Source organism: Halomonas sp. SL18_1 (assembly GCF_055755715.1).
In genome coordinates this window covers 2,488,851-2,515,181 of the sequence record NZ_JBVTRK010000001.1, presented here as the reverse complement: position 1 = coordinate 2,515,181, position 26,331 = coordinate 2,488,851, and the positions used below count along the sequence as shown (strand labels likewise).

Here is a 26,331-nt window from a genome sequence, read left to right as displayed (position 1 = left end):
TGACCCAGAGTGCCTGTAGCGGCGTCACCGGCAGCAGGGTACCCCCAGCACCGCCAGCATGATGGCGAGCCCCTGGCCGCCATTGGTCGGCAGGATGAAGGTAATGGTCTTGCGGATGTTGTCGTAGACCTTGCGGCCCTCTTCGACGGCGGCCTCGATGGTGGCGAAATTGTCGTCGGCAAGCACCATCTCGGCCGCCTCCTTGGCCGCCTCGGTGCCCTGGATGCCCATGGCCACCCCAACGTCGGCGCGTTTCAGCGCCGGTCCGTCGTTGACCCCGTCGCCGGTCATGGCACAGATGCCGCCCTGGGCCTGCATGGCCTTGACCAGGCGCAGCTTGTGCTCAGGGGCGGCGCGGGCGAAGACGTCCACCTCCAGGATGCAGGCTTCGAGCTCCTCGTCGCTCATGGCCTCCAGCTCGCGTCCGGTCACGGCGCGCTCGGTCTGGGAAAAGCCGAGCTGCTTGGCGATGGCCAAGGCAGTGGCGGCGTGATCGCCGGTAACCATCACCGGGCGAATGCCCGCCCCCAGGCACTGGGTCACCGCCTCGATGGCCTCGTCGCGGGGCGGGTCGAGCAGTCCCACCAGGCCCAGCAGCACCAGGCCCTCCTCGGCGTGGGCGTCGTCCAGCTCGCCGCCGATGTCGCCGAGGTCCTTCTCCGCCAGGGCGAGCACCCGCAGCCCCCGGGAGGAAAGATCGTGGATGCGTGCCTCCCAGGTCTCGTGATCCAGTTCGGTATCGCCGTTGTCACCGCGCACCGACTGGCACATTTCGAGCAGGCGGTCGGGTCCCTCGACCAGCAGGCGAGCTTCACCATCGAGCTCGTTGAGAGTGGCCATGTACTTTCGCTCGGATTCGAAGGGGATCGCATCCCGGCGCGGATGGGCCTCTCGTAGCTCGGCGGTCTCGAGCCCGGCCTTGGCAGCGGCCACCACCAGGGCGCCTTCGGTGGGGTCGCCGTGGATGGTCCAGTTCCCTTCTTCCTTGGCCAGGTCGGCGTCGTTGCAGAGCACGCCGACCTTGAGGAAGTGGGCCAGCGCTGGGTGATCATCGAGGCGTAGCGGCTCGCCATTGGCGTCGCTTTCCGGATCGCTGGGTGCGGCGCGCAGCTCGCCTTCCGGAGCGAAGCCGATACCGGAGAGCCGGCACTCTCCATCGGGTAGCCAGATCGCCTGGGCGGTCATCTCGTTGCGGGTCAGGGTGCCGGTCTTGTCGGAAAAGATCGTCGAAATCGAGCCCAGGGTCTCCACCGCTGGGAGGCGCCGAATGATGGCGTTGCGTTTCGCCATCACCTGCACGCCAAGCGCGAGGGTGATGGTGACGATGGCCGGCAGGCCTTCGGGGATGGCAGCTACTGCCAATCCCACTGCGGCCATGAACATCTCGCCCAGCGGCTGGCCGTGCACCAGGGCGCCGAAGGCCCCGGTGATGGCGGCGGCCCCGAGAATGAAGGCGGCCAGTACCCGGCCGGCCCGGTCGAGCTGCTGCAGCAGCGGTGTCTTGAGCTGCTCCACGCCGCGAAGCATCTCGGAGATACGTCCGATCTCGCTGCGAGTCCCGGTCTCCACTACCAAGCCGCGGGCGTTGCCCTGAACCACGATGGTACTGGCGTAGGCCATGCCGTGACGATCGCCAAGGTCGGCATCGTCATCCACGGCTTTGCAGTCCTTGTCCACGGGAGTCGATTCGCCGGTGAGCGCGGCCTCTTCGGTACGCAGCCGCTTGGCTTCGATGAGCCGCAGGTCGGCGGGGACTCGGTCGCCGCTCTCGATCAAGACGATATCGCCGGGGACCAGCTCCTCGGCCGGCAGCGTACGGCGCTTGCCGTCGCGCAGCACATTGGCCTGGGCGAGAGGAGATTACGGATGCTTTCCAGCGCTTGCTCGGCTTTGCCTTCCTGAATGAAGCCGATCAGGGCGATGATGATCACCACACCAAGAATGGCGAAGGCGTCGAGGGTGTGGCCGAGCACCAGACTGGCCGCGGCCGCCACGATCAGGATCATCATCAGGATGTTGTTGAACTGCTCCAGCAACCGCCGCCACCAGGGACGGCCCTGGGCCTGCTGCAGGCGGTTGGGGCCATACCGCTGCAGACGGGACTGCGCCTCGTCGTTGGACAGCCCCTCGGGGGAGCTATCGAGTCTCTCCAGGGCGCTTTCACCGGGCAGCGCATGCCAGGCAGTGCGTTGGGGCTCGCGATCTTCGGGCATCCTTTTCCTCCGACATGGGGCGTTCAGCAACGGGTGGCTGAAGGTGTAGCATAGACTATGCTGCACTGCGGTGATTCAGGGCAAGGTCTGCTTGCCAACACCTTCAGCCGGCGTTGTCTTTTGCGCCCGAGCCAGGAGGCGGTCGCTATCTCACAGGATCATGGCGGCGACCCAGCCGAAGGCGATCAACGGGATATTGTAGTGCAGAAAGGTCGGCACCACGCTGTCCCAAATATGGTCGTGCTGGCCGTCGGCGTTGAGGCCGGCGGTGGGGCCGAGCGTCGAATCCGAGGCGGGCGAGCCGGCGTCGCCCAGGGCGGCGGCGGTACCCACGAGGGCGACGGTGGCCATGGGGGAGAAGCCGAAGCTAAGCGCCAAGGGCACATAGAGGGAGGCGATGATCGGGATGGTCGAGAACGACGAGCCGATGCCCATGGTGATGAAGAGGCCCACCAGCAGCATGATCAGTGCCGCCAGTCCCTTGTTATCGCCGATCAGCTCCGCCGAGCTCTGCACAAGGCCGCTCACCTCGCCGCTGGCCTGCATCACACTGGCAAAGCCCGCCGCCGAGATCATGATGAAGCCTACCAGGGCCATCATGCGCATGCCCTCGGTGAAGATGCCGTCCTGCTCGTGCCAGCGGAAGACACCGCTTAGCGACAGCACCGCGAAGCCGAAGATTCCCCCAGCACCATGGAGCCGGTGTAGAGCTGTACCGCCACGGTTCCTACCAGGGCCACCCCCAGCACCGCTTTCTGCCAGCCGGCCAGGTGGCGAGCGGCCTCCGCCGGCGTCTCGTCGCCGTGGGCGAGGTCGCGGTCCTCGTAGTCGCGCCCCTTGCGGTAACTGAACAGCACCGCCACGGCGAGGCCCAGCGCCATGCCGCCGATGGGGATGACCATGGCCATGGGCACCATCTGACGGGTTACCTCCAGCCCTAGCTCGGCACCGCTCTCGTTGAGGTTGGCCAGCAGGATGTCGTTGAGGAAGATAGCGCCGAAGCCCACCGGCAGCAGCATATAGGGCGCGGTGATGCCGAAGGTGATCACGCAGGCCGCGAGGCGCCGGTCGAGACGCAGATGATTCATCAGCTTGAGCAGCGGCGGCACCAGCACCGGAATGAAGGCGATATGCACCGGAATCAGGTTCTGGGAGCTCACCGCCGCAGCCAGCAGCGCCGCCAGCAGGGTGTAGGTGACCATACGGCGACTGCTGCCCGACTCGTCGACATGGAAGCGGCGGATGGCGCGATTGGCCAGCAGCTCGGTGATCCCCGAGCGCGACAGGGCCACGGCGAAGGCGCCCAGTACCGCATAGGAGAGGGCGATGGTGGCGCCGTTGCCCAGACCGTCGTTGAAGGCGTCGAGAATCTCGTCCAGCGGCATGCCCGCATAGAGGCCGCCCACCAGGGTGGCGGCGATCAGGGCGAAGACCACGGAGACTCGCGCCAGGCTCAGGCCGACCATCACTAGAATGGCGAGAACGATGGCATTCATGTGGTGATTTACTCTTGTCGTTGGATGTAGCGGTGAGAGGAGGGCGCCGGTGCCCCGCCGGGGAGCGAATGGGCTCCCCGGCGCGGCATGGCAGGTCGATCCGGCGGTCAGTCGCTCGGCAGCAGGCCGGCGGGCATCGCCTCGCTCAGGCGGCGTGCTTCGAGCAGCGCGGTGGCGACTTCGATATCCGGGGCGAAGAAGCGATCTCGCTCGTAGTGGCCGACCCGCTCGCGCAGCAGGGCGCGGGTCTGTTCCAGTGCCTCGGAGGTGGTGAGGCGCCGGCCGTTGCCGTCGGTGCGCAGGTCCAGCCCCTGGCAGGCGGCCAGCCACTCGATGGCGACGATGCCACGCACGTTGGCGGCCATCTCCCAGAGCCGCTTGCCGGCGGCCGGGGCCATGGAGACATGGTCTTCCTGGTTGGCGGAGGTGGGCAGGCTGTCGACGCTGTGGGGATGGGCCAGGGCCTTATTTTCGCTGGCGAGCGCCGCCGCCGTGACCTGGGCGATCATAAAGCCGGAGTTGACCCCGCCCTTCTCCACCAGGAAGGGGGCAGCTGGGACATGTGCTTGTCCATCATCAGCGAGACGCGCCGTTCGGTGAGCGAGCCGATCTCGGCGATGGCCAGCGCGAGGTTGTCCGCCGCCATGGCCACCGGCTCGGCGTGGAAGTTGCCGCCGGAGATGATGTCGTCGCCGTCCACGAAGACGAGCGGATTGTCGGAGACGGCATTGACCTCGACGGCCAGCACCTCGGCGGCCTGGCGCAGCTGGGTCAGGACGGCGCCCATCACCTGGGGCTGGCAGCGCAGGGAGTAGGGGTCCTGCACCCGGTCGCACTGAGCGTGGGAGTCACCGATGGCGCTGCGTTCGCCGAGCAGGTGGCGATAGGCGGCGGCGGCATCGATCTGGCCGCGCTGGCCGCGCACCTCGTGGATGCGCGCATCGAAGGGGGAGCGGGAGCCGAGGGTGGCCTCCACGGTGAGGGCGCCGCAGACGGTGGCGGCGGCGTAGAGGTCCTCCGCCTCGAACAGGCCGCGCAGGGCATAGGCGGTGGAGACCTGGGTGCCGTTGAGCAGTGCCAGGCCCTCCTTGGGGGCGAGGTTCAGGGGTTCGAGCCCAGCGATCGCCAGGGCCTCCCGGGCGGGCAGCCACTCGCCTTTATGGCGGGCCTTGCCCTCGCCGAGCAGCACCACGCTCATATGGGCGAGCGGGGCCAGGTCGCCGGAGGCGCCCACCGAGCCCTTGAGGGGAATATGGGGGTAGACCTCGGCGTTGATCATGGCGATCAGGGCATCGAGCACCTCGCGGCGGATGCCGGAGAAGCCGCGGGCCAGGCTGTTGACCTTGAGCACCATGATCAGGCGCACCAGGGCGTCGTCCATGGGCTCGCCGACCCCGGTGGAGTGGGAGAGCACCAGGGAGCGCTGCAGGTCTTCCAATTCGTCGTTGGCGATGCGGGTCTGGGCCAGCAGGCCAAAGCCGGTGTTGATGCCGTAGACGGTGCGGTTTTCGTCAACGACGCGGTTGACGCAGTCGACGCTGCGCTGGATGGCGGCGTCGGCGCTGGCCGGTAGGCTGACCTGGAGGGGGCTTCATAGACCCGGCGCGCCTGGGCCAGGGTCATCTTGCCGGGTTGGATATCGAGATGGGTCATGACTGGGATTCCTGTTTGCCACATGGGCGTGTTTCAGCACCTCGCTGGATCGGAGCTGTTCCGGGGGCAGACCTGCGAGGAGGCGCTGTGAACCCCTCCCTGGGCGCTACCGATTCCCTGCGGCGCTCTTGCGTCCTGCGCCGCTTGCAGGGCCGGTGCTGGCCATCCATGGCCAGCCCGTTCGGAGCAATGCTCCTCACCCCTGGAATCGGACCTCCTCTTCGGTCTGCCCCGGCGCTCCTCGCCAGGGCAGGGTACCTTGGCATGTCGCGATGTAAGGGCGCTTATTTATGGTTCATCACATACTGGCGTGAACTGGCTTTGTGGGAGGGAGCTTCAGCTCGCGAAGTAGCGCGCAGCGCTACCAAAGGGGCGCCTGCGGCGCCTTCGTCGAACCGCCGGCAGAGCCGGCCTCCTACCTTGAAGCTTGCCAAACATGTTCACGTTAAAATGCGAAGAACTTTATTTATCCAGCATCGGCAGGTCGAGGCCGTTGTCCCGGGCGCACTGCTTGGCGATGTCGTAGCCGGCGTCGGCGTGACGCATCACCCCGGTGCCCGGGTCGTTGCGCAGCACCCGGCCCAGGCGAGCGTGGGCGTCATCGCTGCCGTCGGCGACGATCACCACCCCGGCGTGCTGGGAGTAGCCCATGCCCACCCCGCCGCCATGGTGCAGCGAGACCCAGGTGGCGCCGCCGGCGGTATTGAGCAGGGCGTTGAGCAGCGGCCAGTCGGAGACGGCGTCGCTGCCGTCCTGCATCGCCTCGGTCTCGCGGTTGGGGCTGGCCACCGAGCCGGAGTCCAGGTGGTCGCGGCCAATGACGACGGGCGCCTTGAGCTCGCCGTTGGCGACCATCTCGTTGAAGGCCTGGCCGAGGCGGGCGCGATCCTTGAGGCCCACCCAGCAGATCCGCGCCGGCAGCCCCTGGAAGCTGATCCGCTCACGGGCCATGTCGAGCCAGTTGTGCAGGTGCGGGTCGTCGGGGATCAGCTCCTTGACCTTCTGGTCGGTCTTGTAGATGTCCTCCGGGTCGCCGGAGAGCGCGGCCCAGCGGAAGGGGCCGATGCCCTGGCAGAACAGCGGGCGGATGTAGGCTGGCACGAAGCCGGGGAAGTCGAAGGCGTTGGCGACGCCCTCTTCCATCGCCATCTGGCGGATGTTGTTGCCGTAGTCGAAGGTGGGCACGCCCATCTTCTGGAAGTCGAGCATGGCCTGGACATGCACCGCCATGGACTGCTTGGCGGCCTTGACGGTGGCCTCGGGCTGGGTCTTGCCGCGGGCCACGTATTCATCCCAGGTCCAGCCCTGGGGCAGGTAGCCGTGCAGCGGGTCGTGGGCGCTGGTCTGGTCGGTGACCATATCCGGGCGCACCCCGCGCTTGACCAGCTCCGGCAGCACATCGGCGGCGTTGGCGCACAGGCCGATGGAGATCGCCTTGCCCTCGGCGGTGTAGCGTTCGATACGCTCGAGTGCGTCATCCAGGTCCTCGGCCTGCTCGTCCAGGTAGCGGGTGCGCAGGCGGAAGTCGAGGCTCGACTGCTGGCACTCGACGTTGAGCGAGCAGGCGCCGGCCAGGGTGGCCGCCAGGGGCTGGGCGCCGCCCATGCCGCCGAGGCCGGCTGTGAGGATCCAGCGGCCCTTGAGGTCGCCGTCGTAGTGCTGGCGGCCGGCCTCGACGAAGGTCTCGTAGGTGCCCTGGACGATGCCCTGGGAGCCGATGTAGATCCAGGAGCCGGCGGTCATCTGGCCGTACATCATCAGGCCTTTCTTATCCAGCTCGTTGAAGTGCTCCCAGTTGGCCCAGGCCGGCACCAGGTTGGAGTTGGCGATCAGCACCCGGGGGCGTCCTTGTGGGTCTCGAAGACGCCCACCGGCTTGCCGGACTGCACCAGCAGGGTCTGGGTGTCTTCCAGGCGGCGAAGGGTCTCGACGATGGTGTCGTAGCACTGCCAGTCACGGGCGGCGCGGCCGATGCCGCCGTAGACCACCAGGTCCTCGGGGCGTTCGGCCACGTCCGGGTGGAGGTTGTTCATCAGCATGCGCAGCGGCGCCTCGGTGAGCCAGCTCTTGCAGCTGCGCTCGGTGCCGGTGGGGGCGCCGATCTGGCGGGACGGGTCGTGACGGGGATCGCGCTGGGTCATGGGAGTCGCCTCTTGGTTGGGTCGTTCGGTGTAGGGTGTCGTGATGTTCGGCGGGCCGTACGGCTTAGCCGTTTAGCGTCAAATGATGAATCAGCCGCGCCGCCGCCCGGGCGGTGCGCCTGTCGATATCGACGTCGGGGTTGAGCTCGGCCAGGTCGATCAGCGCCAGCTTGCCGCTGTCGCGCACCCGGGTGAGCAGCGGCTCGATCAGGGCCAGCGGCACGCCGTGGGCGGCGGGGGCGCTGACGCCGGGTGCCTCGCAGGCCGGCAGCACGTCGATATCGATGCTCAGGTAGATTCGGTCGCACTGGCCGATAAAGTCGGTGAGCTCCTCGCCGAGGCTGTCCAGGCGGGCCGCGGTGATCTCGTGATCCTCGCGCACCAGCACGCCAAGCTCGGCGGCACGCTGGAAGAGCGCCCGGGTATTGGCGGCCCGGCTGACGCCCAGGCAGGCGTAGCGGAAGGGCCAGCCGCGGGCCTGGCTGGCCTCGGCGATCTGGGCGAAGGGGGTGCCGGAGGAGCGCACATGACGCGAGTCGCGCAGGTCGAAGTGGGCATCGAAGTTGATGATGCCGACCCGGGGCGTCGGGGTGTCGCCTTCGTCCAGATGGCGGGCCAGGCCCGACCAGCTGCCGAAGGCCACCTCGTGGCCGCCGCCCAGCACGATGGGCAGGTGGCCCTGGGCCATGAGCTCGGCGACCCGCTCGGCCAGCCGCGCCTGGGCGGTTTCCATGTCGCTGTCGCCTTGGCAGACGATGTCGCCGGCATCCAGGGCAGGGCCTTGGCGGTGCCAGGCCAGCGGCGCCAGGGCCTGACGCAGGGCCCGGGGGCCCTTGGCGGCGCCGATTCGCCCCTGGTTGCGGGCCACCCCGGCGTCGCAGGCGAAGCCCACCAGGGCCACGCCCGGGGTGGTGGAGGCCTGAAGCGGCTCGATCACTTGGTGCCAGCGCAGGCTATCCGCCTCGGGATCTTCGCGACCGGCCCAGGGGGACATGTCGATGAGCTTAGTCATGGCTCACCTCCCCGTTGAACACCCGCTGGCGCAGGCGGCCGGGCTGGACCGCATAGGCGAGCGCCGCCGGGGTATCGACGTGCCACAGGCAGAGATCCGCCGGGGCGCCCTCGACGATGCGGCCGAGCTGCCGGTCGTGAAGCCCTAGCGCCCGGGCGCCGTGGGCGGTCATGCCGGCCAGCGCCTCCTGGGGCGTGAGGCGGAAGAGGGTGCAGGCGAAGTTGAGCATCAGGGTGGGGTCGAAGATCGGCGAACTGCCCGGGTTGGCGTCGGTGGCCACCGCCATGGGCACGCTGGCGCGGCGCAGCGCGGGTATCGGCGGCAGCTTGGTCTCGCGCAGGGTGTGAAAGGCGCCGGGCAGCAGCACGGCGACGCTGCCGGCGTCACTCAGCGCGTCGACCCCGTCCTCGTCCAAATACTCGATATGGTCGGCGGAGAGCGCCCCATGGCGGGCGGCCATGGCGCTGCCGCCCAGGTTGGAGAGCTGCTCGGCGTGGGCCTTGATGGGCAGACCATGGGCCTCGGCCGCATCGAAGACCCGCTCACACTGGGCCACCGAGAAGGCGATGGTCTCGCAGAACACGTCCACCGCATCGGCCAGCCCCTCGGCGGCGACCGCCGGGATCATCTGCTCGCAGACCAGGCGAATGTAGCCGTCGCTGTCGTCGGTGAACTCCGGGGGCAGGGCGTGGGCGCCCAGCAGGGTGGTGACCACCCGCACCGGCAGGACCTCGCCCAGGCGGCGGGCCACCCGCAGCATCTTCAGCTCGTCGGCGACCGTCAGGCCGTAGCCGGACTTGATCTCCACAGTGGTGACGCCCTCGGCCATCAGAGCCTCGAGGCGCGGGCGGGCGGCGGCGAAGAGCGCCTCCTCGCTGGCCTCGCGGGTGGCGGTGACGGTGCTGAGGATGCCGCCGCCGCGGCGAGCGATCTCCTCGTAGCTGACGCCTTCCAGGCGCTGCTCGAATTCGTCGGCCCGGGAGCCGCCGAAGACCAGGTGGGTATGGCAGTCCACCAGGCCGGGGGTCATGACGCCGCCGCTGGCCATCAGCTCGCAGCCGGCGAGGGTCTCGGCGTCTAGCTCGCTCATCGGAACGACCCGCTCGAGGCGCTCGCCGGCCACGATCACCGCCATGGGCTCGGGCAGGGTGCGTAGGCCATCGAAGAGGGTGATATCGCGCCAGAGGCGGCGAGTGGCTGGGGATGGCATGGCGGCCTCCTTGTTGAACTCGTTATGTATATACAATTAGCCTAGCCGGAAAATGGCGTCAAGTCACCCCGTGATGCGGAATTGTCAGGGGCCGTGGATATCAGCCCAAAAAGACAGAGAATCGCTTTAACTACAGTGGGTTATTTGGTTGTTGTCGCACAACGACAGGTGCTGGCTACGGGGTTGTTAAGACAAAAGTATAAGGCTTCGAGAAAGATATGGAGGAGGCTTTCTCGATTGCATGTATATACATTAAGCGGATTGGGTAGTTGTCTGGTGGCAGCGCAACGACCCGCGCCTCCCGGGGCCGGCCCGGGAGGCGTTCCTGTGTCAGGGGAGCTAGTCGCGGCGGCTGTTGACGGTGGAGCGCAGCTTGTAGCGGTCGCCGGGGTGGATCAGGCGCGCATAGCTGATCAGCTGCTCGCCGGACCAGGTGCGGCGCACCATGCTCAGACAGGGAGTGGCGGTATCGATGGCCAGCCAGTCGGCGGTCTGGGCATCCACCAGCACCGCCTCGACGATATGCTCGATATCGGTGATCGGGCAGGCGGCCACCAGCACCTCGTTGGGCGTGTGGCGGGAAAAGTCGGTCTCCAGGTAGTCCGGCACCCAGCGGGGATTGACGTAGCGATTCTCCAGCTGAATGGGTACCTCGTCCTCGTAGTGCACCAGCAGGGTGTGGAAGACCCGGCTGCCGAGCCGCACGCCCAGCCGCAGCGCCACCTCGTCGTCGGCGTCGATGGCCTCTCGGGTCAGCACCTCGTTGCGGTAGGCGTGGCCGCGCCCGCGCACCTCCTCGGCGATATTGTGCACGTCGAGCAGCGAGGACTCCGCCTTGCGGTCGGTGACGAAGGTGCCGAGCCCCGCCTGGCGGGTCAGGTAGCCTTTCTGCACAAGGTCGCGGATCGCCTTGTTGGCCGTCATGCGGCTGACCCCGAAGTCCCGTGCCAGCTGCTCCTCCGGCGGAATCTGGTGGTGGGCCGGCCAGTCGCCGCTGTGGATCTTGTCCAGCAGGTGCTGCTGGATCTGCAGGTAGAGCGGGGAGAGCTGCCCATGGTCTGCGCCGCGTCCTTTTACGAATGGCAAATGTATAGACGAATAGTCTACCTGGCTCAGGGGTGCCAGGCACGCGGCATTGGGCCCTGCGGCCTTCGGCTTGGCGGTCGGTTGGTGCCGCCGTGAGCCGGCATGCTATGTTGGGGCCACGCATCTGCTGCAGTGCCGCCCGGCGCCCCGCATTAGGCGGCCAGGGCAGGCTATGATCCCGGGAGTTCTTGGACGGCTATGGCCTTCAAATCATCGACACGAATCAATAAATACATCAGCGAGAGCGGCCTGTGCTCACGCCGCGAGGCGGACCGCTACGTCGAGCAGGGCAATGTCCAGCTCAACGGTAAGCGTGCCAGTACCGGGGATCAGGTGTATCCGGGGATGTGGTCAAGGTCAACGGCCAACGGATCGAGCCCCAGGAGGCCGAGGACCTGGTCTTTATCGCTCTCAACAAGCCGGTGGGCATCGTCAGCACCACCGAGCCCAGCGAAAAGGCCAATATCGTCGATTTCGTCAAGCATGGGGTCCGCATCTTTCCCATTGGCCGCCTGGACAAGGACTCCCAGGGGCTGATCTTTTTGACTAACAATGGCGACCTGGTCAACAAGATCCTCAGGGCTAGCAATCACCACGAGAAGGAATACCGGGTCACGGTCGACAAGCCGATCACCGACGATTTCATCGCGGGCATGGCGGCCGGGGTCCCCATCCTGGGGCAAGTCACCAAGCGCTGCCGCGTGGTGAAGGAGTCGACCTTCGTCTTCAACATCACCCTGGTGCAGGGGTTGAATCGCCAGATCCGTCGCATGTGCGAAGTGTTCGGCTATGAGGTCACCCGGCTCGAGCGAATCCGGATCATGAACGTGTCCCTCAAGGGGCTGGCCTTGGGGGACTGGCGCGACCTGACGCCGCAAGAGGTGGAGACGATTTTAGCGCTTACCGAGCGCTCCAGTGCCGATGCCGAGGCTACCGGCCAGCGAGGCGGCCAAAAGCCGGCGAGAGGCAAGCCGACGGGCGGAAAGCGCGGTATCGCCAAGGGGCGCGGGAAGTCCGGAGCGCCGCATCGTCGCGATACGGCCAAGTCGAAGGCGGGTGGCAAGGCGACGCCAGGCGGGAAGGCCGCGGATCCCAAGGCCAAGGCAGCGGCGAAGAAAGCCGCCGGGACCAAGACGTCGAGCAAGCCGGCAGGCAAGGCGGCTAGCAAAGGGGGCGGTCCCGCTCACAAGTCCGGCAGGCGGCTGGCCAAGCCTGCCAAATCCGGCAAGGGACGCCGACCCAAGCCCGGCCGCTGATCATGGCGCCGGCTTAGCCGTGACGACTGGAGGAATATGCCGTGCGCTTGACAAGTCCTGCCGCCGAGCGCAACCGTCAGCCAATTCTGGCCGTGTTGCAAGACGTACTGCCTGAACGGGCGAGGGTGCTGGAGGTCGCTAGTGGCAGCGGTGAGCACGGCGTTCACTGCGCCACCGCCATGCCGGGCTGGGAGTGGCAGCCGAGCGATCCCAACCCCCATGCCCGTGACTCCATTGCCGCTTGGCGTGAGCATAGCGAGCTGCCCAATCTGTTGCCGCCGCTGGCGCTGGACGTGACGCTCAGCTGTCCCCCGGGCCTTTCGACGCCATCGTGGCGATCAACCTGATTCATATCTCCGCCTGGGAGGTGACTCAGGCGCTGATGGCCTGTGCGGGGCGGCGCTTGACCGCAGGCGGCGTGCTGTTTCTCTATGGCCCTTATCGGCGCGAAGGGCACCATACCGCGCCCAGCAATGCGGCCTTCGATGCCGATCTCAAGGGCCGCGATCCGCGCTGGGGCGTACGCGACCTCGAGGCGGTGGTGGCAGAGGCCGAGCGGCAGGGCCTCGCCCTGGACCGAGTGGTAGAGATGCCCGCCAACAACCTCAGCGTGGTACTGCGGCGGCGTGGATGAGGCTACTCCTCGATCTCGCCGGGCACACGATAGCGCACCCCCTCGGCCTGGCGATCATCCTCGTAGCGGTGGGTTTCCGGCTCGGCGGGCACGCCCCACAGCGTCTCGCGGCTGCCGTCGTGAAAGGTATAGGTGGTGCAGCCGGCCAGCAGGGCGAGGGCCAGGCCGGCGGCGGCCAGCACAGTCGGGTGAGGCATGGGGCATCCTTGGCGTGTGGGGTGGCAGGTAACGATACTTTAGCTTTTCTCATCATGGCCCGCCCCGGCCGTTTACCACAAGCCGTTCGAGGCCCTCAGCCCGACCAGCCGGCGAGGATCGGCACATAGACCACCATCAGCAGCACGCTGATCAGCCCCAGCAGGTAGGGCACGATGGCGCGGGTGATGCGCTCCAGCGGTAGCTGGGTCACCGAAGAGGCCACATAGAGGTTGATCGCCACCGGCGGGGTGATCATCCCGACGGCGAGCCCCATGACGATGATGATGCCGAAGTGGATCGGGTCGATGCCGAGCTGGGTGACCAGGGGCAAGAGGACCGGGGTGAGAATGATCAGCGCGCTGGCGGTTTCGATGAACACCCCGGTGAGCAGGATCACGGCGACGACCAACAGCATGATCACGAAGGGATCGGTGGACAGTGAGAGCACTGCCTGGGCGATGGCCCCCGGGACCTGCCAGCTGGAGAGCGTCCAGCTGAGTACCGCCGAGGTGGCGATCACCAGCATGATCACCGACGTCGTTATCGCCGAGCGGATGAGGATGCGGTAGACGTCGGCCAGGCGCAGGTCGCGGTAGATAAACAGCGACACCAGCAGGGCGTAGTTGACCGCTACCACGGCGGCTTCGCTGGGCGTGAATACCCCGGAGAAGATACCCCCAGGATGATCACCGGTGTCATGAGCCCCCAGCTGGCGCTGCGGAAAGTACGCCAGATGGTGGCAGCCGAAAGCGCGGTGCCGCGGGGGTAGTTCCTGCGGTAGGCCTGGACGATGGCGATGGCACCAAGCCCGAGGCCCATGACAAGCCCGGGGATGACGCCGTTGAGGAACAGCGTCGACACCGACTGCTGGGCGATCACCGCGTAGATGATCATGGGAACCGAAGGGGGAATCACCACCCCGATGGTCCCGCTGGCGGCGATCAGGCTGGCGGCGGCAGCCGGATCATAGCCTTTCTTGCGCAGCTCCGGCACCAGGGTTGAGCCCACCGCCGCGGTAGTGGCCGCTCCAGAGCCGGAGATGGCGGCGAAGAACATACCGGCCCCCACCGAGACGATGGACAGACCGCCCTTGAGGAAGCCGAACAGGGCATCGGCAAAATTGACCAGCTTCTCACTGACCTTGCCCTGGGCCATCAGATCCCCGGTGAGGATGAACATGGGGACCGCCACCAGAGCAAAGGAGTTGATGCCCTGGAACATCTGCTGAGTGACGACCATTAGCGGTACGCCCTGGGCATTGAGGGCCAGCAGGGTGCTGGCGCCAATGGCCAGGGCAATGGGAACGCCCAGCAGCATGAAGCAGAAGAACAGTACGAATAGCAGCCCGGTCATGCCGGCGGCTCCTGGGGATGCGGGGCCCGGGGTCACCGCCCCTGGGGCCCTGGATCAGCAGTTCGACCAGATCCACCAGGGCGTACCAGGCCATGATCGCCGCCGAGATCGGGATGACCGCATAGACATAGGTCATGGAGAGGCGCAGCGAGGCGGACTTCTGGAAGCTCTGTGCCTGCATGTAGCGATAGCCGATCAGGATCAGGGCCACCATGAAGCTCAGGGCCACCAGGAGGGCGGCAATACGCGCCAGCTGCTTCAGGCGGCCGGGCAGGGCGTCGACCACGAAGGTCACGGCGATATGGCGGCCGCGCTGGAAGGCGAGGGTGGCGCCCAGAAAGGTGATCCACACCAGCAGAAAGCGGGCAACCTCCTCGGTCCAGCCCACCGCCGTGAAGAGCACGCGCGAGACGATCTGCAGGGTGATCACGCCGATCAGCGCCGCCATGCCCGCGAAGACCACGGGCTGAATGGCGGCGTCGAGAGCGTGCTCAATTCGCTGCAGTGCCTTGAGCAAGGCGGCGGTCAGGCTCGTCACTTAGTCCAGCGCCGCCCGGATCCGGGTCAGGTAGTCGCCAAACTGCTCGCCGTATTTTTCGTAGACCGGTGCTACAGCGGCCTGGAAGGCCTCGAGGTCGGCGTCATCAACGATCTGCATGCCGGCATCGCGCAGCTCCGCCAGCTGTTCGGCTTCCATCTCGGCATTGACACGGCGCTCATGCTCGGCAGCTTCCTGGGCCGCCTGCAGCATGACCGCTTGCGCGGGTTCCGGCAGCTCGTTCCAGACCGGCATGCCCATCACGAAGATCGCCGGGGCATAGGTGTGCCGTGACAGCGTCATGTGGCTCTGGGTTTCATGGAGCTTGAAGGAGTGGATGACGTTGACCGGGTTTTCCTGGCCGTCGATGGTGCCCTGCTGCATGGCAGTGAGTGCTTCCGTCCAGGCCATGGGAATGGCGTTGGCGCCAAGCTCGCGAAAGGTGTCCGTGTAGACGGGGTTCTCCATGACCCGGATACGCAGCCCGTCGATGTCGGCCGGCGAGCGCACCTCCCGCTCGCTGTTGGTCAGGTTGCGAAAGCCCCGTTCGGCGTAGGCCAAGCCCTTGAGGTTGACCTCGGATAGCTTGTCGAGCAGCTCCTGGCCGATCTCGCCGTCGAGGACCTCGTAGGCGGCCTCGGGGGAGGGAAACAGGAAGGGGAGCTCGAAGACTGCCATCTCCTCGACGAAATTCGCCACCGGACCATTGGTGATCACGCCCATGTCCACGGTGCCGATCTGCATGCCCTCGAGCAGGGTGCGCTCGTCGCCGAGGCTGGCGTTGGGGTAGATATCGATACTCACCGCCCCCTCGGTGCGTGCCTCTACCAGTTCCTGGAATTTCACGGCGGCAATATGGAAACCGTCTTGCTCGTTGACGACGTGGGCCAGGCGCAGGGTGACCGGGTCCATGTCGGCAAAGTCGGAAGCATTGGCGGCGGTGGTCAGGGCCAGCGAGATGCCCAGTGCCAGCGTGCGGGATGCGAAGCCTTTCATTGTTGTTTTCCTCTCTTGGTTCAGTCCATCGGTGAGCATGCCCATGGCAGCCCATAGGGTCAATCCGCTTCGGCTAAAGCAGTAGGGCATGACGACAGCATGCGGTACATCACGTAGGCGTCCACGGGGCCCTGTTCGGGGTGGCGGAAGGCGTGGGGCAGGGTGCCGATGATGGCAAAGCCGTGGCGCTGCCAGAGACGGATCGCCACCTCGTTGGTGGCCACCACCAGGTTGTACTGCATGGCGGTGAAGCCGAGCGTGAGGGCCTGGTGAATCGAGTCTTGGCACAGCCGGCTGGCGATGCCTTGCCCGCGGGCCGATTCGGCAACCAGGTAGCCGCAGTTCGCGACATGATCACCGGGTCCCGGCTGATTGGGCTTCAGGTAGTAGGTGCCCAGCACTCGGCCGGTTTCGTCAACGGCCACGCGTACTGCCCGGGGGAGCTCCACCCACATGCGGTGGGCGTCCTGTTCGGTGATATCGCGGGGCACGGCGTAGGTCTCGCCGGCACGAATACCGGCGCCATGAGCGACCAGAGGGCAGGCCAGTCTTCTGGCTGATAGGGACGAATAGCGGGCATAGAGGGTCCAGTCACTGTCAATCGTCACGATGGGGAAAGGCCAATAGTACGCCATCCCCATGGCCTGTCGATGGCCTTCCCAGTACAAACGGTTACGCTGAGGGGTGTCGTCGGCGGGGGGAATCGCGTTAGGGTGGGCGCATCCATGAATGGCAACGGAGTTTTCATGACATCAGCCAAGTATTTTGCAGCGGCGCTTCTGGCACTGGCCATGGCGGCCCCGGCGGCGGCTCAGCAGATGGCGCCTCAGGGCGCTGCGCCAACCCCGGAGCAGCAGGTGGATCAGCTCGACGAACTGCTGGGGCTGGATGATGGGCAGCGCCAGGAGCTAGTGTCGCTGCTCACCGAGATGCAAAACGGCATGCAGGAGCAGCAGAGCGAAGCCCAGGCGCTTCAGCAGCAGCTCCATGGCCACATTGGGCCCGACTATGACGAGCAGGCGATTCGTCAGGATGCGGCGCGGCTTGGTGAGCTGACCGGCGAGATGGCCGCAAACAATGTGCTGTTCCAGGCCCGCATGGAGTCGGTGTTTACTGACGAACAGCGCGCCGAGCTGGAGCGACAGGCCCAGCTGCGAGAGCAGCAGATGCGCCAGATGCAGGAGCAGATGCAGCAACAGCAGCAGCAAGCGCCGCAGTAAGTCTGCACGCTCGATCGCTGCCACGCAGCGAGACGCTATCGAAAAACGGCTGCCCGTGAAGGGCAGCCGTTTTTGTCGGTGCACCCCCGGCCGCAAGGGGGCCGGGAGTGGCGGGGGTCGCCGCCGCGGCCTGGCTCAGGGGCCGGCCAAAGCGCGCTCGAGGATCTCGAAGCGTCCCGGCTGCAGGGCGTCCTCCACCGCGGTGATGCGCAGGATATGCCCCAGGTCCGGGTGGGCGGGGCGAGCGATCAGGCGTCCGGCCTCCAGCAGCTCGCGGTTGAGGCGCTCCGCCAGCTCGGCGTCACCCAGGCGTAGCGCGATGAAGTTGGTGGCGCTGGGCAGTACCTCGGCGCCGAGCCCCCGGAAGTAGTCGGCGAGCCGCGCGCGGCGCGCCTTGACCTCGCGGACGTGCCGCTCCACCTCGTCATTGTGATCCAGGACCGTTTCGGCGGCGGCCTGGGTCAGGGTCGAGACGGCGTAGTGAATGCGCACCTTCATCATTATCGCCAGGGTCTCGGGCTCGGCGATGGCGTAGCCGATGCGCAGGCCGGCCAGGCCGTGGGCCTTGGAGAGGGTGCGCAGTCGTACCACCCCGGGGAGTGCCTCGCGGCTGAAGGGGCTGTCGGCATCGTCGCGGAAGTCGTGGTAGGCCTCGTCGAGCAGCAGCCAGCAGTCGTCGGGAAGCGCCTCCCGCAGGCGGCGGATGGCGTCGTCGTCATGGAGGTGGCCGCTGGGGTTGTCGGGGTTGGCCAGATAGACCAGCCGCGCCTTTTCCTTGATCGCAGCGCTGAGCAGGCTCTCCAGATTGGGGGCCAGGACCCCGGGCGCTTCATGGTAGGGAAGCTCGACCAGCCGGCAGCCGTGCCCCCGGGCGAAATAGCCGAAGGTCGGGTAGGTGCCGCCGGCACTGATTACCCGCTCCCCGGGACGGTGAGCGCGCGCAGCGCCAGGGCGATCAGGCTGTCGGCCCCGGCGTCCACCAGGGTGTTGTCCAGCGGAAGCCCATGGAGGGCCTGCAGCCGCTGGCGCACGCCCAGGGCCTCGGCGTCCCCGTAGCAGTAGACGTGCTCAGCCAGGGCGTCGCCGAACCGTTCGCGCAGCGCCCGGTGGGGCATGTCCAGGCCCTCGTTGGAGCCCAGGCGATGGGGAATCTCGCGGCCGATCCGGCGCTCCAGCACCTTGATGCCGGGGAAGGGGTTGTCGGGGCCTTGGCCGGTGAGATGGTCGGGAAAGCGGGGCATAGGGAGCCTTTCGAATCATCCAGGGTGAATGGAACTAGTCGACCGGCGGCACGGCCAACTCATAGGTCTGCCAGTCGGTATGCCGCGCGCAGCGGTCGTAGACGGCGCGGGCCCGATAGTTGTGCTCACGGGTGATCCAGCGTACCAGCGGCCAGCCATGATGGCGCGCCTCTTCTCTAAGGGCGTCGAGCATGGCATCGGCGATCCCGCTGCCCCGGTGGGCGGGGTCGACGAAGAGATCGTCGAGAAAGCCGATTCGGGTGCCGCGCAGCGGCGAGGGCATGGGCGATAATGCATCAGGCCGATGGCCTCGCCGTTGTTGCTGCGCGCCAGGCGGCAGTGGAAGGGTTCGTCCGGGGCGTGAATCCAGCCCCATACGGTGTCGAGGATCTCCTCGCTCATGGGCATGCCGTAGTAGTCCGCGTAGCCGCGGTAGAGACGCTGCCAGTCGGCGCGATCCTGATCGGTGGGAGAGTGAAGCGTTGGGGTCATGGTGACGGCCTCCTTTGCGTCATGACGATACCCACAGCCGCCAGGGTCAAGGCAAGGGCTGCCACAACCCTCGGGCCAAGCGGCTCATTCAGCAGCACCGCGGCGCTTATCACGCCGACCACCGGGATGATCAGGGTGCTGATGGTCGACTGACCGATGGTCAGGCGGTTGACGTTGCGAAACCACAGCATCTGCGCGAGGCAGATAGCGAAAATCAGGTGATAGCCCAGCCCCAGCCAGGTGGTGCGCTGCCATTGTACCGGAGGCGGCGGCGCCTCGAGCCCGATGGCAAGCAGCAGCATGGGGATGGCGCAGAGGGCGAACTGCCAGCCGGTGATGACCACCGGATGGCCCTGCCAGTCACCGCGCCGCTTGATGAGTACGGTGCCGAAGGCCCAGGAGAGCGCGGCTCCAAGCACGAACAGCGGTCCGATGAGCCCGTCGAGACCCGCTGCCAGGGCGGCCGGGCCGAGCAGCAGCAGGCCGATCTGTCCGAGCCCGAGCCCCAGCCACTGGCGGCCGGTGATCCGCTCGCCTAGCAGGCCGATGGCCATCAGCAGGGCCCAGCAGGGCATGGTGAAGGCGATAATGGCCGCCTGGGAGGTAGGCATGTTGAGCTGGGCGAAGGCGGTGCCAACGTTGAAGCCGAGAATGGTGAAGCCCCCGGCGACCGCCAGCCAGGGTAGCTCCTGCCGGCTCACTCGCAGCGGCAGTCGACGGGCCCAGGCCCAGCCCAGCAGCATCAGGGCGCCGCTGGTGAAGCCGATGGCGCGCAGGCTGAAGGGGGGCAGATCCATCAGGGCGAAGCGTACCGCCGGCCAGTTGCCTCCCCAGAACAGGCCGATGGCGGCGATCAGCAGCGCCGCCGAGATGGCGGGGCGCGCCTGCAGCTTGGCGTTCAAGGTGTCGGAAATCGACATGGGCACGTCAGCCGTCCGGCGCCAGTACCTTATGGCGGTTGAGCAGTCCCCTTGGGTCCAGCGCCCGCTTTAGGGTGTGCATCAGGGCGATCTCCTCCGGGCTTCGTGATACCGCCAGGTAGTCGCGCTTCTCCAGGCCGATGCCGTGCTCGGCGGAAATTGACCCGCCGAGTCTGGCCAGGGGGGCATAGACCAGCCCCTCGACGGCGCGGCGCGCCTCGGGGGCCTGACTGCCCACGCTGATCGAGACGTGCAGGTTGCCGTCGCCCAGATGCCCGAAGACCACCATGCGAGCCGTGGGCCACTGCCTTGCCAGGCTGGCTTCGAGGGTGTCGACATAGGCCTGCATGGCGGCGATCGGCAGGCTGATATCGAAGGTGAACATGGGGAGAGCGCCTGCAGTAGCCCCTCGATATCCTCGCGGATTGCCCATAGGCCCTGGCGCTGGGTCTCCGAGTGGGCCACCACGGCGTCCTGGATCAGGCCGTCATCGAAGGCCGATTCCAGCGCCTGGTTGAAGCGTGCGGCATTGCTGTCATCATCCACGCCAAGCGATTCGATCAGCGCATAGTAGGGTGATGTGGTGGCCAGGGGCGGGGCATGTCGGCCGCTCTCCTCGGTGAGCAGGCGATAGTGGTTACGCCACATCACCTCGAAGGTACCCAGGGCGCCGCCTAGCTGGCGTCCCATCTGCTGCAGCAGCCCGGTCAGCGCCTCGAAGGAGGGGCAGGCCACCAGGGCCGTCTGCTCGCTGGGCTGGGTCGGCTGCAGCTTGAGCACCGCCCGTGTCACGATGCCCAGCGTGCCCTCGCTGCCGATGAACAGCTGCTTGAGGTCGTAGCCGGCATTGTTCTTGAGCATGTGGTTCATCGAGCTGATCACGCGGCCATCGGCGAGCACCGCTTCTAGCCCCAGTACCTGCTGGCGCATCATGCCGTAGCGAATCACCCGCACGCCGCCGGCGTTGGTGGCGATATTGCCGCCGATGGTGCAGGAGCCGCGGGCGCCGAGGTCGAGTGCGAACTGCAGGTCGTGGGCGGCCGCCGCCTCCTGGACCCGCTGTAGGGCGACCCCGGCCTGGACGGTCATGGTGCCGCCCACGGGGTCGATGGCCTCGATGGCGTTCATGCGCTCCAGGGAGACGACCACCTCGTCGGGGGCGGCCTCAGCGCCGTGCACCAGGCCGGTCAGGCCGCCGTGAGTCACCACCGGCTGGTTGGCCTCATGGCAGAGGCGCATCACCGCCGCCAGTTCGTCGGTGTCGGCAGGCCGCACGATGGCACCGGCGCGACAGCCGGCGCCGGTCATCCAGTCGACGCGCCGGGCGGCAACGTCGTCGCCGATGAGCAGGCCGGCGTTGCCGACACGCTCGGCGATATCCTTCAGGAGTGCATCCATGGGGTGTCCTGTGTGCATCATGCGCTGGCCAGCTCCGCTTCCCTACCGGGAATGGCCTCCAGCAGCTGCCGGGTGTAGGCCTCCTGGGGAGAGAGAAAGACCGCCTCGGCGCTACCCTGCTCGACGATGCGGCCGTGCTGCATGACGATGATGTGGTCGCAAATCTGGGCAGCCACCCGCAGGTCGTGGGTAATGAACAGCAGCGACAGCGACAGCTTTTGCTTGAGATCCTCCAGCAGCTCGAGGATCTGGGCCTGGATGGAGACATCCAGCGCCGAGACGGCCTCGTCCGCCACGATCAGCTCGGGGTTCAGCGCCAGGGCCCGGGCGATACCGATACGCTGGCGCTGCCCGCCGGAAAACTCATGGGGGTAGCGGTCCACGGCGACGGCGCCCAGGCCTACCAGATCGAGCAGCTCCCCGGCCTGCTTCATGGCGTCCCGGCGCGACACGCCGTTGGCCATGGGGCCTTGGGCGATGGCATAGCCGACTCGGGTGCGCGGATTGAGCGACGCGTAGGGGTCCTGGAAAATCATCTGCACCCGCCAGCGCTGTCGGCGCAGCTCGTCTTTTCGGAGTGACGAGAAGTCGGTGCCGGAGAGCAGCAAGGTGCCGCTGTCGGGGCGTTCCAGACGCACCACGCAGCGCCCGAGGGTCGACTTGCCCGAGCCCGACTCGCCGACGATCCCGACCGTCTCGCCGGGGGCCAGCTGGAAGGAGACATCGCGCAGCGCCACCACCTCGCGGGCCGGCTTGAATAGCCCGCCTCGGGAGCGGAACACCTTATTGAGCCCCCTGACCTCGAGAAGCGGTGCCTGTTGCTCTGGGCCGTGCGCCTGGGGAATGAGGTTGCTGGGGATGGCGTCGATCAGCGCGCGGGTATACTCATGCTGAGGGTGGTTGAGGACCTCGTCGGCGCTGCCCAGCTCGACGATTCTGCCTTCGCGCATCACGCAGACCCGGGTGGCGACCTCGGCCACCACGCCGAAGTCGTGGGTGATGAACATGACCGCCATGCCGCGACGGCGCTGCAGATCTCGAATCAATTCCAGGATCTGTGCCTGGGTGGTGACATCGAGCGCCGTGGTGGGCTCGTCGGCGATCAGCAGTTCCGGCTCCAGGGCCAGTGCCATGGCGATCATCACCCTCTGGCGCTGGCCCCCGGAGAGCTGGAAGGGGTAGGCGCGAATCGCCTTGTCCGGCTGCGGTATGCCGACCTCTTCCAGCAGCGCCAGGGCCCTGGCCTGGCGCTCCTTGGCGGTGTATCGACCATGGGCCTCGAACACCTCGGCGATCTGGGCGCCGACCCGCATCAAGGGGTTCAAGGCCGTCATCGGCTCCTGGAAGATCATGCCGATGCGCAGGCCGCGCAGCTGACGGTGTTGTTTTTCGGTGAGCGTGAGCAGATTCTGGCCGTCGAAGATCACCTCGCCGCCGGTGGCTCGCACGCCCTTGGGGAGCAGCCCCATGAGGGCGTTGGCCGCCATCGACTTGCCGGAGCCGGATTCCCCGACCACGCACATGATCTCGCCGCGCTGCACGTCATAGCTGACGTCTTCCACGGCATGCTTGCGATCGGCTCCCTTGGGCAGGGCAATGGTGAGATCGCGAATGCTCAACAGGGTATCGGGCATGGGAGGTTCCTCGTCAGGAGCGTTCGCGGGCGAGCTTGGGATCGAGCGCATCATCGAGCCCTTCGCCCACCAGGTTGAGCGCCAGCACCGTGAGCAGGATGGCCACGCCGGGGAAGAAGCTCAGCCACCAGGCCTGGCGGATCACGGTGCGCGCCGCGCCGATCATATAGCCCCAGGACATGACGTTGGGATCGCCAAGCCCCAGGAAGGAGAGCGCGGACTCCAGCAGGATAGCGGTGGCCACCATCAGCGAGGCCAGCACGATGATCGGTGACAGGGTGTTGGGCAGGATTTGGCGCAGGATGATGGTGCGGTTGGTCTGGCCCACCAGGCGCGCCGCCTCGACGTATTCACGGTGGCGTAGCGACATGAACTCGGCCCGGACCAGACGCGCCACCGGCGGCCAGCTGACGATGGCAATCGCCAAGACGATAGAGGTAATGCTGGGCTGCATGATCGCCACCAGCACGATGGCCAGGGCGAAGTTGGGAATGGTCTGGAAGAACTCGGTGAAGCGCATCAGCGCATCGTCGACCAGGCCGCCATAGTAGCCGGCGATGGCCCCCAGTGGCACCCCGATCATCAGTGCCACGGTGGTCGAGACCAGGCCGATCAGCAGCGAGACCCAGGCGCCGTGCATCAGGCCGGCGGCCACGTTGCGTCCCATGGTGTCGGTGCCCAGCGGAAACCCTTCGACCTCCAGGGGGAGGAAGGGGCGCTGGACCATGCGCCACGGGGACTCTGGGAACACGAAGGGCGCCAGGATCGCCATCAGGATGATCGCCATCAGGATGATCAGTCCGACCAGGGCGCCGCGGTTCTGGGCGAAGCGGGCAAAGAAACTCATGACGCCTCCTTGATACGCGGGTCGGCCAGCCGGTAGACGAGATCCGTGATGATGTTGAACACGATGACCAGGGCCGCGGAGAAGAAGAAGATGCCCAGCAGCAGGTTATAGTCGCGCTGCTGCAGCGCCTCGAACATCAGGCGGCCGATCCCGGGCCAGGCGAATACCGTTTCGGTGAGAATGGCACCGCCCACCATCTGACCCGCCTGCAGGCCCGCCAGGGTGATGATCGGCAGCAGGGCGTTGCGCAGGATGTGGCGTCGCTGGATCACGCTGTTCTTGAGCCCCTTGGCGCGGGCGGTCTTGACGAAGTCCTGCTGGCTGGCCTCCAGCATGGAGGCGCGGGTCATCCGGGTGTAGATGGCCATGAAGAACAGCGCCAGGGTGGTGGCCGGCAGGATCAGGTGCTTGCCCACGTCCAGCACCAGCGCCATCCCGGTATGGCCGGCGCCCACGGTGTACATGCCGTAGGCCGGGAGCAGGTCCAGATAGACGGAGAAGAGTACCACCGACATCAGCGCGACCCAGAACAGCGGGGTGGCATAGAAGAGTAGTGCCAGGGCCATGATGACCGAGCCAGACGGTTTCTTGGCGCGGGCGGCGGCCAGGGAGCCGGCGACGATGCCCAGCGCCAGGGAGAGCACGAAGGCCGTGCCGGTGAGCAGCAGAGTCGCGGGCAGGCGGGCGAGGATTAGGTCGAGCACCGGCACCCCCTGGCGATAGGAGAAGCCGAAGTCGAGCATGGCAATGCCCGAGACATAGCGCCATAGCTGCACATAGACAGGCTGGTCGAGGCCGAAGCGCTCGCGCAGCTGGCGCAGGAACTCCTCGTCGGTGGCGCCCGCCTCGCCGGCCAGAATGGCGGCGGGATCACCGGGTGCCAGCTGGATCAGCACGAAGTTGAAGATGATGATCATGAACAGCACGATGACGGCTTTTAACAGCCGCATCGTGATCAGTCGGACGTAGAGCATGCGATGGCCTCGGCGGCAAGCAAGACGCGATGGGTGTCAGGGAGGGGCGGTGGGGGCCGCCCCTCCTCAGGCTGCGAATCTCGACGCGTCAGCGATCGAGCCAGGCGTCCTTGAAGCCATCGTTGACGCCCACCCCTGAGGTAATCAGGTCTTTGACATCACAGCGATAGATGGTCGGGAAACCGAGCTCCATCAGCCAGCCCACCGGGACATCCTCGTGGAGGATCTCCTGGGCCTCGCGATACAGGGCCTCGCGCTCCTCGTCGGGGAAGGCCGTGGCGGCGGCGTTGAAGAGCTCGTCGACTCGTTCGTTTTCGTAGCCGCCGACGTTGTTCCAGGGCGAGCCGCGCTCGATGTTGTCGGACAGGTAGGAGCGGGTGATGCCCAGCGCCGGGTCGCCGTACTGGTAGAGGAAGGTGAAGGCCATGTCGTAGTCCCACTCCGAGAGCCGCTGGTTCCAGCCGCCCACGTCGGTGGACTGGGTACGCACGTTGACGCCTACCTCGCGCAGGTTCTGCTGAACCGCCTCGGCCCAGCGGGTCCAGGTCTCGCCGTAGGGCAGCGGGAGCAGCCGGACCTCCTCGCCGTCATAGCCCATTTCCTCGAGCAGCTCTCGGGCGCGTTCTGGGTTGTGGTCGTAGGGCTCGAGACCGTCGTGCTGGAACCGCGCGTTGGAGCCGAAGGCCGAGAGGGGTACCTGGCCCAGCTCGTTCCACAGCACGCTGTGGGCGAAGTCGCGGTCCATGGCATACATCACCGCCTGGCGGAAGCGCTTGTCGGCGGTGGGGCCTTCGCGATTGTTCATCCACAGCATGGCGAAGGGGCTGAAGTACTCGTGCCCTTTGTCGGTGATGCAGGTGTTGTCCATGGCGGAGAGCCGCGGGATATCGAAGTTCTCCACGGTCCCGTTGGGGAGCACGTCGACGGTACCGTTCTCGTAGGCCACGGCGCGGGAGGCACCGTCGGGAATGATGTGCCAGTTGATGCCGTCGAGGTAGGGCAGCTCCTCCTCGTAGTAGTCATCGTTGCGAACCAGCTGAATGACGGTCCCGCGGTCCCAGTTCTCGAACTTGAAGGGACCGGTGCCGATGGGATGGTTGTTATGCTCATTGTCGCGGAAGTCGGTGCCCTCGTAGAGATGCTTGGGCACCATGGTGAAGGTTCCCGCCTCGAAGGAGAGAAGGAAGGGACCGAAGGGCTCGGCGAGGGTGAACACCACGGTATGGTCGTCGGTAGCCTCGATGCTCTCGACGTGCTGCAACACCGCTCGGGCGCTGGGGTTGAGCTCTCGATGGAACACATCGGCGGAGAAGACCACGTCCTCGGCGGTGAACGGTTCGCCGTCGTGCCACAGCACGTCGTCACGCAGCTGGAAGGTCCAGGTCAGACCATCGTCACTAACCTCCCAGGATTCAGCCAGCTGAGGCATCGGGTCAAGGTCGGTGGAGTAGCGAAGCAGCCCCTCGTAGATGTTACCGGCCACGGTGCGCGTCGGGGCATTCTGGATCATGCCCAGTACCAGGCCCGGCGGTTCGGGCTGGATGATGGTGTTGATGGTGCCGCCGCTTCTGGGCTCGTCGGCGTTGGCAATGGCGGTGGCGGTGGTAAAGGCGAGGGCGGCGATGGCGGTGGCCAACGGAGTCTTCATCATGATGCGGTACCTTGTTGTTGTGTCGTTGCCTTGTTGAAGGGTCGTTGCCATGCACGGCGGGCCGTCGCGCTGGTGCGACCGAAGGCGTAGCAGCCTTCTTGAACATAGCAGCGGTTGGAAAAACTGTCGACAGTCGGCAATCGGCAGTCGACAGCCCGTACCATTGCG

15 protein-coding genes and 9 pseudogenes are annotated in these 26,331 nt (G+C 66.6%); 3 read left to right on the top strand and 21 right to left on the bottom strand.

Features of this window, described 5'->3' with window-relative positions:
- Positions 1–24 precede the first annotated feature (24 nt).
- The 8 genes and pseudogenes from ACSJDS_RS12850 to hutC form a co-directional block, all read right to left on the bottom strand.
- A complete protein-coding gene (locus tag ACSJDS_RS12850) occupies positions 25–1,839 on the bottom strand; it encodes a cation-translocating P-type ATPase (protein ID WP_473033604.1) in 1,815 nt (604 codons plus the stop codon).
- On the bottom strand, positions 1,773–2,213 hold the full coding sequence (locus ACSJDS_RS12845) for a cation-transporting P-type ATPase (RefSeq protein WP_473033603.1): 441 nt from the start codon (positions 2,211–2,213) through the stop codon (positions 1,773–1,775). Before ACSJDS_RS12845 ends, ACSJDS_RS12850 begins: the two co-directional genes overlap by 67 nt.
- 150 nt (positions 2,214–2,363) lie before the next feature.
- Positions 2,364–3,709 (bottom strand): annotated as a pseudogene (locus ACSJDS_RS12840) (Na+/H+ antiporter family protein).
- 107 nt (positions 3,710–3,816) lie between these two features.
- Positions 3,817–5,362, bottom strand: a pseudogene (hutH, locus tag ACSJDS_RS12835) (histidine ammonia-lyase).
- 462 nt (positions 5,363–5,824) lie between these two features.
- Positions 5,825–7,503 (bottom strand): annotated as a pseudogene (hutU, locus tag ACSJDS_RS12830) (urocanate hydratase).
- A 64-nt stretch (positions 7,504–7,567) separates the two neighbouring features.
- Positions 7,568–8,515, bottom strand: coding sequence for a formimidoylglutamase (hutG, locus tag ACSJDS_RS12825; protein WP_473033602.1), 948 nt, complete (start codon positions 8,513–8,515; stop codon positions 7,568–7,570).
- Entirely contained in the window at positions 8,508–9,725 is a 1,218-nt protein-coding gene (gene hutI / locus ACSJDS_RS12820; RefSeq protein ID WP_473033601.1) for an imidazolonepropionase, read from the bottom strand. Before hutI ends, hutG begins: the two co-directional genes overlap by 8 nt.
- Positions 9,726–10,064: 339 nt before the next feature.
- Complete coding sequence (gene hutC / locus ACSJDS_RS12815) at positions 10,065–10,811, bottom strand: histidine utilization repressor (RefSeq protein ID WP_473033600.1); 747 nt, start codon at positions 10,809–10,811, stop codon at positions 10,065–10,067.
- 198 nt (positions 10,812–11,009) lie between these two features.
- Here hutC and rluF point away from each other — a divergent pair.
- Together rluF and ACSJDS_RS12805 are read left to right on the top strand one after the other, a co-directional pair.
- Positions 11,010–12,067: pseudogene (gene rluF / locus ACSJDS_RS12810) on the top strand (23S rRNA pseudouridine(2604) synthase RluF).
- A 41-nt stretch (positions 12,068–12,108) separates the two neighbouring features.
- Positions 12,109–12,701: pseudogene (locus ACSJDS_RS12805) on the top strand (DUF938 domain-containing protein).
- 2 nt (positions 12,702–12,703) lie between these two features.
- Here the strand turns inward: ACSJDS_RS12805 and ACSJDS_RS12800 are convergent.
- The 5 genes and pseudogenes from ACSJDS_RS12800 to ACSJDS_RS12780 all read right to left on the bottom strand — a co-directional run bounded on the left by ACSJDS_RS12800 (position 12,704) and on the right by ACSJDS_RS12780 (position 16,421).
- Entirely contained in the window at positions 12,704–12,898 is a 195-nt protein-coding gene (locus ACSJDS_RS12800; RefSeq protein WP_473033599.1) for a hypothetical protein, read from the bottom strand.
- A 95-nt stretch (positions 12,899–12,993) separates the two neighbouring features.
- Positions 12,994–14,216, bottom strand: a pseudogene (locus ACSJDS_RS12795) (TRAP transporter large permease).
- Between the two features lie 82 nt (positions 14,217–14,298).
- Positions 14,299–14,790, bottom strand: a pseudogene (locus ACSJDS_RS12790) (TRAP transporter small permease); the annotation flags it as partial.
- On the bottom strand, positions 14,791–15,786 hold the full coding sequence (locus ACSJDS_RS12785) for a TRAP transporter substrate-binding protein (RefSeq protein WP_473033598.1): 996 nt from the start codon (positions 15,784–15,786) through the stop codon (positions 14,791–14,793).
- A 59-nt stretch (positions 15,787–15,845) separates the two neighbouring features.
- Complete coding sequence (locus ACSJDS_RS12780; protein WP_473033596.1) at positions 15,846–16,421, bottom strand: GNAT family N-acetyltransferase; 576 nt, start codon at positions 16,419–16,421, stop codon at positions 15,846–15,848.
- Positions 16,422–16,532: 111 nt separating this feature from the next.
- Between ACSJDS_RS12780 and ACSJDS_RS12775 the strand changes: the two genes are divergently transcribed.
- The gene (locus tag ACSJDS_RS12775; protein ID WP_473033595.1) at positions 16,533–17,006 is read left to right on the top strand and encodes a Spy/CpxP family protein refolding chaperone; all 474 of its coding nucleotides are present in this window, start codon (positions 16,533–16,535) and stop codon (positions 17,004–17,006) included.
- A 135-nt stretch (positions 17,007–17,141) separates the two neighbouring features.
- On the opposite strand, the pseudogene ACSJDS_RS12770 reads toward ACSJDS_RS12775, so the two are convergent.
- The 8 genes and pseudogenes from ACSJDS_RS12770 to ACSJDS_RS12735 all read right to left on the bottom strand — a co-directional run bounded on the left by ACSJDS_RS12770 (position 17,142) and on the right by ACSJDS_RS12735 (position 26,160).
- Positions 17,142–18,247: pseudogene (locus ACSJDS_RS12770) on the bottom strand (pyridoxal phosphate-dependent aminotransferase).
- 34 nt (positions 18,248–18,281) lie between these two features.
- Positions 18,282–18,530 carry a GNAT family N-acetyltransferase gene (locus tag ACSJDS_RS12765; protein WP_473033594.1) on the bottom strand — a complete coding sequence of 83 codons (249 nt, stop codon included), beginning with the start codon at positions 18,528–18,530 and terminating at the stop codon, positions 18,282–18,284.
- 205 nt (positions 18,531–18,735) lie between these two features.
- Positions 18,736–19,659, bottom strand: coding sequence for a DMT family transporter (locus ACSJDS_RS12760; RefSeq protein ID WP_473033593.1), 924 nt, complete (start codon positions 19,657–19,659; stop codon positions 18,736–18,738).
- Between the two features lie 7 nt (positions 19,660–19,666).
- Positions 19,667–21,057, bottom strand: a pseudogene (locus tag ACSJDS_RS12755) (FAD-binding oxidoreductase).
- A gap of 17 nt (positions 21,058–21,074) precedes the next feature.
- The gene (locus tag ACSJDS_RS12750) at positions 21,075–22,691 is read right to left on the bottom strand and encodes an ABC transporter ATP-binding protein (protein ID WP_473033592.1); all 1,617 of its coding nucleotides are present in this window, start codon (positions 22,689–22,691) and stop codon (positions 21,075–21,077) included.
- Positions 22,692–22,704: 13 nt separating this feature from the next.
- Positions 22,705–23,538, bottom strand: a complete 834-nt coding sequence (locus ACSJDS_RS12745; RefSeq protein WP_473033591.1) for an ABC transporter permease — start codon at positions 23,536–23,538, stop codon at positions 22,705–22,707.
- Positions 23,535–24,512, bottom strand: coding sequence for an ABC transporter permease (locus tag ACSJDS_RS12740; RefSeq protein ID WP_473033590.1), 978 nt, complete (start codon positions 24,510–24,512; stop codon positions 23,535–23,537). Before ACSJDS_RS12740 ends, ACSJDS_RS12745 begins: the two co-directional genes overlap by 4 nt.
- Before the next feature lie 88 nt (positions 24,513–24,600).
- Positions 24,601–26,160, bottom strand: coding sequence for an ABC transporter substrate-binding protein (locus ACSJDS_RS12735; RefSeq protein ID WP_473035030.1), 1,560 nt, complete (start codon positions 26,158–26,160; stop codon positions 24,601–24,603).
- Positions 26,161–26,331: the final 171 nt, after the last annotated feature.